Below are 11343 nucleotides of genomic sequence, written 5' to 3' on the forward strand. Positions count from 1 at the left end.
TCAGCCTAGGGACATGGACAGCGCGTGCAGATAGCGCGTCAGCGTCAGCAGGACATCGCGGCAGGAGGCCCGCAGCCGTGCGTCGCAGTCGACCATCGGGACCTCGTCCGGCAGGTCCAGGGCCCTGCGCAGCTCTTCGGCCGGGTGGTGCGGCGCGTCGGGGAAGGTGTTGACGGCGACGACGAACGGTACGCCGCGCTCCTCCAGGCGTCCGATCACATCGAAGCTGACTTCGAGGCGCCGGGTGTCGACCAGCACGACGGCTCCCAGCGCGCCTTCGAAGAGGCCGTTCCACAGGAACCAGAACCGCTCCTGGCCGGGGGTGCCGAAGAGATAGAGGACAAGCTGGTCGGTGATGCTGATCCGGCCGAAGTCCATGGCGACGGTGGTGGCGGTCTTGCTCTCCACACCGGAGTTGTCGTCCACCCCGACCCCCGCGCGGGTCATGGTCTCCTCGGTGGTGAGCGGCCGGATCTCACTGACTGAGCCCACCATGGTCGTCTTGCCGACCCCGAATCCGCCCACGATCACGATCTTCACCGCGGAGGTGGCCGTGGTGGGCAGGATGTCCTCGCTCCGGGGGCCCGTGATGGTGGCGGAGAGACCGGTGACGGTGGGGCCCTCGCTGATCGCGTCGGAGGAGCCCGAGCCGATCGGGCCGGAGCCGGTCGGGTCAGAGCCGCTGGAGTCCATGCATCACCGCTTCGAGGAGGGACCGGTCGGGTAGTGCGGCACGGACGACGGGCGCGCGCGATTCGACCAGTCCGGTCGCGAGGAGTTCCGTCAGCAGTACGGTCACCACGCTGAACGGGAGACTGAGATACGCGGACAGCTCGGCCACGGACAGCGGGGCGCGGCAGAGCCGCAGAATGGCCGCCTGTTCGGGCTGGACCGCCGGGGACGGTTCGTCGCGCGCGACGATCATGGTGACGAGGTCGAGCGGGGCCCGTTCGGTGGCGCCGGGCTCGCCGGTGATCACGTACAGCCGCTCCGGGTCCCCCGCGTCCACCTCGGGGTTTCCGCGTTCCCGCTGGTGAGGCGTACTCATCCGGTCTGCCCGTCGTGGCGCGGCGGACTGGTGAGATGGGCGCCGATCCGTACGACCATGTCCCGCATCCGGGCGCCCACCAGGCCCGCGTCGACCGTCTCGTCGGCGAGGACCGCGAGATACGCGCCCGGGCCCGCCTCCATCAGATAGAAGAAGCCGCCGCCCAGTTCGATGACGACGAGCCGCATCCGCCCGTCGGTGCCGGGGATCTCGGCGGCGACGGCGGCGGCCAGGCTCTGGAGTCCGGCACAGGCGGCAGCGAGGCGGTCGGCGACATCGGGGTCGCCGCCGTGCCGGGCCACGCGGAGGCCGTCCGCGGAGAGCACCACGATCTGCTGGATCTGCGGGACTCCGTCGGCCAGTTCCTTGAGCATCCAGTCCAAGTCGGCGTGCTGCTGGATCACTTGAGATCTCCCTTGGGCCGCATGTCATCGGATTCGCCACGGTCGCCGGGCCCGGCCGACGGGTCCTCCGGTGGCCGGGATCGCGGTTCCTCCGTCGCGGCGGGCGGCTCCGGCGGGGTGCCGTTGACCGCCCTGGTGAACGCTTCGAGCCAGATGCCGGGGCCGGACGTGCTGCCAGGCGCGGTGCCGGGCGCGGTGTTCCGCGCGCTGTCGGGTCCGGTGTCGAGTGCGCTGCTCTGCGCCGTATCGGGTGCGGTGTCCCGGGCGCTGTCGCCGTCGCTGTTCGGCTCGGCCTGGATGTACGGGGCGGCCGCCCGGAGTACGGGACGGTGGGAGCCGAGCGGGGCGCGGCCCCGGCTGCGCCGCTGCGGCAGCCCGTTCTCCGTCCACTCCGTCACCACAGTCTCCCGCGAGGCCCGGGGCTCCATGACCGGCACGGACCGCCGCGGACCGGTGGACCACTGCGGACCGGCGGCCGGTCCGGGCGCCCGCCGCTCGGGGTGTGCCCGTCTCCCGGAGCGCGGTGCGTCCTTGGCGGGCAGGCCGGAGACGCCGCCCCGGGGACCGGCGGCGGCGCCGATGCCATGGGCGATCCCGGGCGCGGGTCCGGTGGTCACGGATTCGCGCGGCACGACGAGGACGGCCCGGACGCCGCCGTACGCCGACTGCCGGAGCGAGACCTGGAGGTTGTACATCTGGCAGAGCCGCCCGACGACGGCCATGCCGAGCCTCGGTGTCTCGCCGAGGTCATTGAGGTCGATCCCGGCCTGGGCCTGGGCGAGCATCCGTTCGGCTCTGGCCCGCGCCTCCTCGCTGAGGCTGACCCCGCCGTCCTCGATCTCGATCGCGATGCCCGTCTGGACCTCGACCGCGGTGACATGGACGCGGGTCTGCGGCGGCGAGTAGCGGGTGGCGTTGTCGAGGAGTTCGGCGCAGGCGTGGATGAGCGGTTCGACGGCCGTGCCGACGATGGCGACCTTGGCGATGGAGTGCAGATCGACCCGCTGGTACTCCAGGATCCGGGACATCGCCCCGCGCAGCACACTGAACAGCGGTACGGGTCTGGGCCATTGGCGCCCGGGGCGGGCCCGGCCGAGTACGGCGATGCTGTCGGCGAGCCGGCCGATCAGCGCGGTGCCGTGGTCGATACGGAGCAGGTCGTCGAAGACATCGGGGTCGCGGCCGTGATGCTCCTCCATCTCCCGCAGCTCGCCCGCCTGTTGGTGCACGATGGCCTGGACGCGGCGGGCGATGTTCACGAAGGAGCGCTGCGCGGAGTCGCGCATGGCCTCCTCGTCGTCGACGATCCGCAGTACGGAGCCGAGCAAGGCGCGCTGGGCGGCGGGGAGTTCGCGGTACCGCTCGTCGCCGTCCACCACCGCCCGTATCGCCTCCTCGGGCGACTCGCCCTGGCGCAGGCGGTGGGTCGCGGCCGGCATCAGCTCCTTGCCGAGCCGTACGGTCTGCTCGTCATGGGCGGCCATGCGCCGCTCCAACTGGGCGAGCCGGTGGGCGTAATGCTCGTGGAGTGCGCCGATGGTCCTGCCGCGCCGGGACAGTTCGACGGCACACCAGGTGACAAGGACGGTGGCGGCAGCCCCGTACAGCGCGAGCGGCAGCCGCGCGGCGTCGGCGGCCACGGTCACCGCGAGGCCTGTCGCCGCCACCATCAGGGCCGCGGGGACCAGCAACGCACGGACGGTGGGCGGCGCTTGAACATTCGGGGGTGCTTCGAGACGAGCCATCACGATCCCTCTGGCGGTGGATACAGACCGGGTCATTCGCACGCTCATCGCACTTTGGGAACAAGTGCCTGATTACGTGTCAACTCGGCGGGTTTCGCGAGAGCCTAGCCCGACCGCCCGAGAGCCTCGGCGCATTCCCGCAACCGCCTGCACACGCCACAGCCCCGGGCATAGACTCGCGCGTTTGCACGCTGTGCCGCCATGGCGGCACATGGAGTGACCAGTCCCCGATCCGGTCACTGCCGAGGCGCCGGGGGGCTTATTGCTAGCGGCTTATATCGTGGCCGGTTGCGGTGGCGCTTGATATGTACGGGGCAGGGGGCGGGTGTTGGGGTCGGGCGAGTGGGTGCGGGTGCCTGTGGGGGACGACTCGGCCCGTTGGACGACACGGGGGCGGTTCCGGCCGGTGCTGCTCGTCGTACACAACGTGACCTCGGCGACCCGGCTGCTGGATGTGCTGCCGCTCTTCCGTGACGATCTGCGGGTGCAGTTGCTCGCCACCTGTACTGGCTCCTCACCGTTCCAGGCGGGGGTGTCCGAGCTGCTGGCCAAGACCGAGGTGCGCGTCCTGCCGTGGGAGCAGGCCGTCCGACTTCCGGTGGATCTGGCGATCTCGGCCAGCTTCGGGGGCGAACTCCACCTGCTCAAAGGGAAGTTGATCGTCCTCTCGCACGGTGTTGGATACAATAAAAGGCTGGCGACACCGGACACCGGACACCGGACACCGGACACCGGACACCCTTCGCCCGGAGCCCGGCCGCCCGGTGCCGTGCCGCAGCCGCCCGTCTTCGGGCTCTCCCGGGAGTGGCTGCTCGTCGACGGCTCGCCCGTCGCGGACGCGCTGGTCCTCTCCCACCCCGAACAGGTCGAGCGGCTGCGCGCCGCGTGTCCGGAGGCGGTGCCCACCGCCGTCCTCGCCGGTGACCCCTGTTTCGACCGGATGCTGGCCGCCGTGCCGTACCGCGAGCGGTTCCGCCGGACGCTGGGCATACGGCCCGGACAGCGGCTCGTCCTGCTGAACTCCACCTGGAACCCGGACTCGCTCTTCGGGGACGGCGGCGGGGACGATGTCCTCCCGTCGCTGCTGCCCCGGCTGACCTCCGAACTGCCCGTCGACGAATACCGGTCGGCGGCCGTGCTGCACCCCAATATCTGGCACGGCCATGGCCCCGGGCAGATCCGGGTCTGGCTGGACCGGGCCCGGCGGGGCGGTCTGGCGCTGATCGATCCGCTGGAGGGCTGGCGCCAGGCGCTGATCGCGGCCGACGCGGTGATCGGGGACGCCGGTTCTGTCAGCTACTATGCGGCAGCCCTCGGCACTCCCGTCCTGATGGGCACGGTGTCCGAGGAGAGCCTCGACGCCCGGTCGCCGGTGGCGGCATTCGTACGGCACGCTCCCCGGCTCGTACCGAACGTCCCGCTGCGGGAACAGGTGGACGCGCTGCTGAACGGGCCGGCATCACACATTCGGCCAGGACCCGCCGAGCTGGTCTCGTCCGCCAAGGGCGAGGCGGCGACGCTCCTGCGCCGTCACTTCTACCGGCTCATCGGCATCCCCGAGCCCGACGAGCCCGCCCTGCTGGACCCGCTGCCCCTGCCTCCGTACGAACCGCCCAACCCGACCGCCCCGCTGCGCGTGGTCACCCGGCTGCTGGGCACCGGCGAGATCGAGGTGAGCCGTTACGCCGATCCCCGCGCGGAGCCCGCCGGGGACGGGGACGCGCATGCCGCCGTACATGAGGACACCCTGGACCCCGGGCAGCTCGCACTGGCCGATGTGATCTTCCGTGACGGTCCGGTGGACGACCCTCGATACGGCACACCCGCGCAGTGGACGGCCGAAGTGCTCGGGCGCCACCCGCACTGTGCCGTGGTCGTGTATGTCACCGGCGCCGGCGGCTGCACCGTACGGATACGGAACGGAACGCTCCTACGGCTCACCGCCGACCCCTCGGCCGCCGACCCCGCCGCGTACGCCTCGGCCCTCCATGCCTGGCTGGCCTCGGGCAAGGCGCTGGACGAGCTGCTGGCCGGCGGTATGACCGTGCGGACCGGCGACCGCGCGCATCATGTGGCAGTCAACCTGGCCACGCCACCCCCGGCCATGCCACCAGCGGCCACGCCACCCCCGGCTATGCCACCCCCTCCCGTGCGCTGACACAGCGCTCGCGCAGGGCCCGCAGATGCGTGAGATGGTGGGCGGCCTTCTCCGCGTCGAGCATCGCCATGGCCTCGTCGATCAGTGGCAGCGCCGCGCCCGGATCCCCCGCGTCGAGCCATGTCTCGGCGAGATCGGTGAGCGTACGGGCGGTGTTGTACGGGTCCGCCGCGCGGAAGAAGCGCAGCCCGGTCTCCAGCAGGTCGCGCGCCTCGGCGTAGCGGGCGAGGCCGCGCAGGGCGCGGCCCCGGTGCCGTTCCAGCAGGGCCCGGGCGCGGGGCAGATCGTCCTCGCCCTCGTCCCCGGGGCCTATGCCGTCCAGGATCAGACCGGCCTCGGCGAAGCAGTTGTACGCCTCCTGGTAGCGCCACTGCCGCAGCCTGAGCAGCCCCAGCGACTCGACGGCGGAGGCATGGCCGCGCAGATGGCCGGCCTCCTGCTCGGCCCGCGCGGCCGCCGCCAGCTCGCGTCCGGCCTCTTCGAACTGCCACAGTTCGACCAGGTCCAGTGCCAGGAGCGAGTGCATCCGCCCGGCCATCCTGGACATCGGGGCATGGGCGTCGGCCGCCCGGGCGCCCACGCGCAGCGCGGGGAGGATGACATCGTGGTGGCCCGCCTTGAGCTGGAGCGGCCAGAGGGCCTGGCAGAGCTGGGACACCCACTCCGGCTCGCCCAACTCGTCCGCCGCACGCACCGCTTGGACGAGATTGTCCAGCTCCGCCTCCAGAGCGGACAGCGCCTCGCCGGTGTCGCCGTACGGGCCGGGGCTGCCCTTCAGCTCGTCGTAGAGCGGGCCGATCCCCCAGCTCTGCGGCAGTGCGTCGAGCCGCGCCCGTACCGCGAAGCGCAGATACCACTCCACGGTGCCGGTCAGGGCCGCCGAGCAGGCGGCGATACGGTCCTCGCGCCCCGCGGCCTCCTCGGCATGGGCGCGGACCACGGGCCGGTAGCGATACCGGCCGGTGCCGGTACGTTCCAGTAACTGCCGGTCGGCCAGAACCTCCAGCGACCGGGCGGCCTCCGCCTCGGTGACCCCCGTGACCTGCGCGACCACGGCCGGGCCGATGGCCGGCCACTCCCACAGGGACATCAGCCGGTAGACCCGGGCGGCACCGGGCTCCAGCTCGCGGTACGCACTCTCGGCCGCGGCGCGGACCGGGTCGCCGACCGGAGCGGCGTCCGGACCTGTGGCCGCCTCCGCCAGCAGGTGCGGTTCCAGGAACCGGGGCGCCACCGCCCTCAGGGCGTACGGCGAGCCGGCGCACCGCTCCAGCACCCGCGGCAGCACGGGCCGTGCCATGGCCAGGTCCCGCTTCTCCACCAGACTTTTGAGCAGCCGTCGTGAGTCCCGCTCGGAGAGCGGCCCGACGGGTACGGGCACCGCGTCCAGACCGGGCAGCGGGCGGCGCGCGACCACCACGGTGAACACCCCGGGCGCGGAGGTGAGCAGCGGCAGGACCTGGGCGGACGAGTGAGCATGGTCGAGTACGAGCAGCAGGCGCCGGCCGGCGACCGACTGCCGGAAGCGTTCGCGCCGCTCCGCCGTGCCCGGCGGCACCTCGTCCTGCTTCACCCCTAACTGCACCAGCAGACTCCGCAGCACGGTGGCGATGTCGAGGGCGGTCCCCGACGAGGCGCCGCGCAGGTCGGCGTAGAGCTGCCCGTCCGGGAAGCGGCGGGCCTGCCTGCACCCCCAGTGGACGGCGAGGGCGCTGGTGCCGATGCCTTCGGGTCCGTGGATCAGCGCGATCCGGGGGCGGCCGTCGGCCTTGCGCCGGGCCTCCCGCTTGAGCCGCTTCATCGGTCCCTGACGGTCCGTGAAGAACCGTACGGAAGGGGGCAGGGCCGGTATCGCCGCCGCCTGGCCGGGGGCGGGAGCGGTGAGCGCGAACGCCGTCCAGGCGCGGGCCAGCGCGGGATCGTCGCGCACGGCGTCATGGATCAGCCGCGCCACGGTGTCCCGCTCCGCGGGCCCGGTGGGTGCGGCCACCTGCCGCCCGACGATCCGGCGCACCAGTCCGCCGGCCGACTCCCAGGCCCACTTCCCGGCCTCATTGCCCATCCCCATGCCCACGGCGCCCAGCACCGCCGTGATCGCCGTCAGCGAAATGGGATCCAGCATGCCCCGCTCCCCCGCCCCCCGCTCCGCGGTCCCTGGCTCACTGCCGCCAGGACCGTGCTGCCGTCCATCGAGATCAACCGTAATCGCGATCCGCGCGGGGCGGCCGGGGTTGGCAGGAACTCGCAACTCGGGAACTCGCAACGCCTTTCGCGCGGGACGGTGTTCGGGCCGGCCGCGATCGCCGGGCGGGACGGTGCTCGGGCCTTCGGGACCGCTCCACGGGCGCCGTCGCAGGTGGGGGCAGGGGCGGGGCACCGGGCAATATCAGGCGGGGGCCGCGGTACGCGCCGATACTGACCCCATGACCCGACACGGAGAGCTGGGCACGGCCCTGCACCGCTGGCGTGACCGGATCGCACCGGCCGAGGCCGGACTGCCCACGGCGGGGACCCGTGAGGCGGGCGGACTGGGGCGCGAGGAACTGGCCCAGCTCACCGGCCTGTCCGTGGACTACATCGTGAGGCTGGAGGAGGGCCGGGCGACCTCACCCTCCGTACAGGTCCTCACTTCGTTGGCGCGCGCCCTGCGGCTGTCCGAAGATGAGCGCAGGCATCTGTTCCTGCTGGCGGGACAGTCCCCGCCCGCGCTCGGCCGGGTCCCCGACCGGGTTCCGCCCACCGTGCGGCGGCTGCTCGGCAGGCTCGCCGGGACTCCGGTCGGGGTCCATGACGCGGCCTGGAACCTGATCACCTGGAATCCGCTGTGGGCCGCGCTCGTCGGGGATCCTTCCGGGCTGCCCGGGCGCGACCGCAATGCCGTCTGGCGGCACTTCACCGGCCTGCCCACCAGGATCACCCAGACCGTGGAGCAGGAGGCGCGGTACGAGGCGGCGCTGGTCGCCGATCTCAGGGCCGCGACGGTCCACTACCCCACGGATGTGCGGCTGCGGTTCCTGATCGGGGAGCTACGGCGGGTGAGCAGCCGGTTCGTGGGCCTGTGGAACTCGCATATCGTCGGCTTTCACGACACAGGTATCAGGACCGTCCACCATCCCGATGTGGGGCCGCTGACACTGGATTGCGACACCCTTACCGTGCCGGGCTGTGACCTCCGTATCTCGGCCTATTCCGCCGCGCCCGGGACCGATGCCGCCGACAAGCTCCGGCTTCTCGATGTGATCGGCACCGAACCCATGCCGGACCGGGCCCCGGATCCGCAGCAGGACGGAATGCCGGGCGGAACGCAAAACGGGATTCAGGACGGGAAGCGGGACGGGAGACAGGGCGAAAAATCACCCGATCGGGTGCCCGGCGGTCGGTGAACGCTCCAGTCGGGACCCGGCCGTCCGCCGTCACCCGTGCGCTCCACGGCGTTCCTCGGAGCCGTCATGTCCGTACCGCCGCTCGCCGACGGGTGGCGGCGGTGGATACATCCGGTCGGCTCACGTGCGATGCGCGGGGCCCGGTCCGTTTCTACGGTGGCTGAATGATCACCAGATCCGTGACGCGCTCCGCGTTCTCCGCGACGGTGGCCTTCGCCACCGGTTTGCTGGTCCTTTCGCCCGCGCCCGCACCGGCCGTCGCGGATTCCAGAAACGATCCGGCGGTACGGGCCGCCGACCTGCCCGGCGCCCCCGTACCCGGCGCGTCCTCCGCCTCGCCCACGCCGTCGAAGTCCCCGGCACCTTCCACCTCCCCGAAGTCCCCGGCGCCGGGCCCGTCCGCATCCTCCAAGGCGTCCGCGTCGAAGTCCCCCGCCCCGTCCTCCTCAGGAACCCGGGCGGCCTCAGGAGCCGGCCCTGCCGCGCCCGCCGGCGCCGCCGCCCGCAAAGTTGCCTCAGGCCCCGTCGCGGGCGCGCTCTACCGGACGGGTACTCAGGTGCGGCCCAAGCGCGGCGCCCCCGCGCTGCCCGGTGTGTCCGCGCTGTCCTGGCTGGTCGCCGACGCGCGCAAGGGTGAAGTCCTCGCCGCGCATGACGCGCACCGCCCGCTGCCCCCTGCCAGCACGCTGAAGACGCTGTTCGCCGTCACCGCGCTGCCCCGCCTCCCCAAGGATGGCGAACACACCGCAACCGAGGCCGAGCTGGACGATGTCGGCGAGGGCAGCAGCGAGGTGGGGATCGTGGCGGGCGATTCGTACACGGTGGAGGACCTGTGGAACGGCGTCTTCCTCAGCTCCGGCAATGACGCGGTCCACGCGCTCGCCGAGATGAACGGCGGCTGGGACACGACGGTCAAGCAGATGCGGCTCAAGGCGAAGCTGCTGGGCGCGTACGACACCCATGTGGTGTCCCCGGACGGTTATGACGCCGACGGGCAGGTGTCCTCCGCGTTCGACCTGGCGGTCTTCGGGCGTACGGGCCTGGCCTCACGCGAGTTCGTGAAGTACAGCTCGACCGTCGACGCCGAGTTCCCCGGGTACGGAGGGACCTTCGGCATCGTCAACACCAACCGCCTGCTCACCGGTGAGGACGGGGTCGAACCGTACCGGGGGCTGATCGGCGTCAAGAACGGCTTCACGTCGGAGGCCGGCTACACCCTGATCGCGGCGGCCCGGCGCGGCGGCCGGACGCTGGTGGTCACCGTGATGAACCCGCAGTGGGGCGGTGTCCACGAGGTGTACGAGGAGGCGAGGGACCTGCTGGACTGGGGTTTCAAGGCCGCGGGCCGGGTGACTCCAGTGGGTTCGCTCGAACCGCCTCCGCCGCCGCTGCCACCGAGGCCGCCGATGAAGGACGGTCCGGTTCCCGGTCCGCTCGCGCGGGTACTGGCACCGGCGGCCGCGCCCGCGCCCGTACAGGCGCGCAAGCCGGTGGCCGCTCCGGCGCGGCCCGCGCGGGCGGCCGAGGACGAGCGGGAGGAGTCCGGGTCCGGCTTCGTCATGCCCGTGGCCTTCATCGCCTCCGCCTGTCTCGCGGCCCTCGCGCTCTACTTCGTACGGCGGGCGGCCCGGCGCAAGCCGGAAAGCCATGACGCATAGGCCATGGCCATGACTCGTCCGGGCCGTGGACCGGCCGCGGCCCGCGGCTCTACCAGTGGGCGGGGCGGTCTAGACCCGGCGGCAGCCTGGTGGCCGCGTCGCCCTTCGCCGCGTTGATCTGGGTCTGGACGAGGAAGAGGGATCCGGTCAGATCGGCGCCCCGCAGATCGGTGTCGCGGAGGTCGGCCCCGATCAGATCGGCCAGCCTCAGATCGGCGCCCCGCAGATCGGCGGCGATCAGATACGCCCCGCGCAGATCGGCACCTCGCAGATCGGCGCCCTTGAGCCGGGCGCCGGAGAGGTCGGCGCCCCGCCGGTTCTTCTTCTTGCCGGGCACCTGGGCCCGTACCAGCTCGCTCGTCCGCAGCAGGAGCGGGTTGACCGCCTCGCGCCGGGCGGCCATGTCGAGCGCCAGCAGGGTGCCGGCATCCGCCCGGGTGAGGAGTTCCGTCGTGTCGAGCGCGGCTCGGATCCCGGTGTGCAGCGGGCGGGCGGGCTCCAGGGTCAGGGCTTCGCGCAGATACCGGAGCAGTTCGTGGAGCTGCCGCATGACCGGCAGTACGGCGAACATCCGCCGCGCGGTCTCCGGTGCCCGCCGCCAGTCCTGTCCGCCGAAGGTGACCCGGGAGACCTTCTGGCCCGCGCCGAAGCAGTCGTACACCGTACAGCCACGATAGCCACGCTCCCTGAGCCGCTGGTGGATACCGCAGCGGAAGTCCGTCCGAAGCTCCCGGCAGGGCTCTCCGGCGTCCTTGTCCGCCGGGAAGCCGGCCGAGGCGGAGAAGGCCAGGGCGACACAGCACAGCCCGAAGCAGTTCGCGCAGTCGGCCCGCAGGTCGTCGCCGGGGCTCTCGCCGAGGGTCTCACCGGGGCTTCCGTCCGGGCTCGCCGCGGCGAGGCCGACGAGGCGCGGACGCGGGGTGTCGGGCGGTACGGACAAGGGGTCC

General features: G+C 72.4%; 10 protein-coding genes. 3 read left to right on the top strand and 7 right to left on the bottom strand.

Annotated elements, in window-relative coordinates:
• From ACFU9P_RS04320 to ACFU9P_RS04335, 4 genes are read right to left on the bottom strand one after another with little or no spacing between them, the layout of a single operon-like run.
• Complete coding sequence (locus ACFU9P_RS04320) at positions 1–693, bottom strand: ATP/GTP-binding protein (protein WP_384077717.1); 693 nt, start codon at positions 691–693, stop codon at positions 1–3.
• Positions 674–1048 carry a DUF742 domain-containing protein gene (locus ACFU9P_RS04325; RefSeq protein ID WP_384077718.1) on the bottom strand — a complete coding sequence of 125 codons (375 nt, stop codon included), beginning with the start codon at positions 1046–1048 and terminating at the stop codon, positions 674–676. The genes ACFU9P_RS04320 and ACFU9P_RS04325 overlap by 20 nt, the downstream gene beginning before the upstream one ends.
• Positions 1045–1452, bottom strand: a complete 408-nt coding sequence (locus ACFU9P_RS04330; RefSeq protein WP_376376974.1) for a roadblock/LC7 domain-containing protein — start codon at positions 1450–1452, stop codon at positions 1045–1047. Before ACFU9P_RS04330 ends, ACFU9P_RS04325 begins: the two co-directional genes overlap by 4 nt.
• Positions 1449–3197, bottom strand: a complete 1749-nt coding sequence (locus ACFU9P_RS04335) for an ATP-binding protein (RefSeq protein ID WP_384077923.1) — start codon at positions 3195–3197, stop codon at positions 1449–1451. The genes ACFU9P_RS04330 and ACFU9P_RS04335 overlap by 4 nt, the downstream gene beginning before the upstream one ends.
• A 325-nt stretch (positions 3198–3522) precedes the next feature.
• Between ACFU9P_RS04335 and ACFU9P_RS04340 the strand changes: the two genes are divergently transcribed.
• The gene (locus ACFU9P_RS04340) at positions 3523–5355 is read left to right on the top strand and encodes a hypothetical protein (protein ID WP_384077719.1); all 1833 of its coding nucleotides are present in this window, start codon (positions 3523–3525) and stop codon (positions 5353–5355) included.
• Here ACFU9P_RS04340 and ACFU9P_RS04345 read toward each other — a convergent pair.
• The gene (locus ACFU9P_RS04345; protein WP_384077720.1) at positions 5330–7477 is read right to left on the bottom strand and encodes a tetratricopeptide repeat protein; all 2148 of its coding nucleotides are present in this window, start codon (positions 7475–7477) and stop codon (positions 5330–5332) included. The genes ACFU9P_RS04340 and ACFU9P_RS04345 overlap by 26 nt on opposite strands.
• Before the next feature lie 301 nt (positions 7478–7778).
• Between ACFU9P_RS04345 and ACFU9P_RS04350 the strand changes: the two genes are divergently transcribed.
• On the top strand, positions 7779–8738 hold the full coding sequence (locus tag ACFU9P_RS04350; protein WP_384077721.1) for a helix-turn-helix transcriptional regulator: 960 nt from the start codon (positions 7779–7781) through the stop codon (positions 8736–8738).
• 151 nt (positions 8739–8889) lie between these two features.
• On the opposite strand, the gene ACFU9P_RS04355 is transcribed toward ACFU9P_RS04350, so the two are convergent.
• Positions 8890–9150, bottom strand: a complete 261-nt coding sequence (locus ACFU9P_RS04355; RefSeq protein ID WP_384077722.1) for a hypothetical protein — start codon at positions 9148–9150, stop codon at positions 8890–8892.
• Between the two features lie 145 nt (positions 9151–9295).
• Here ACFU9P_RS04355 and ACFU9P_RS04360 point away from each other — a divergent pair, with 145 nt between their 5' ends.
• Positions 9296–10396 (top strand): D-alanyl-D-alanine carboxypeptidase family protein, encoded by a 1101-nt coding sequence (locus ACFU9P_RS04360; protein ID WP_384077723.1) that lies wholly within the window; start codon positions 9296–9298, stop codon positions 10394–10396.
• Between the two features lie 49 nt (positions 10397–10445).
• Here the strand turns inward: ACFU9P_RS04360 and ACFU9P_RS04365 are convergent, their stop codons facing one another.
• On the bottom strand, positions 10446–11231 hold the full coding sequence (locus ACFU9P_RS04365; RefSeq protein ID WP_384077924.1) for a pentapeptide repeat-containing protein: 786 nt from the start codon (positions 11229–11231) through the stop codon (positions 10446–10448).
• Between the last annotated feature and the right edge of the window lie 112 nt (positions 11232–11343).

This window comes from Streptomyces sp. NPDC057617 (assembly GCF_042800555.1).
Classification (GTDB): domain Bacteria; phylum Actinomycetota; class Actinomycetes; order Streptomycetales; family Streptomycetaceae; genus Streptomyces.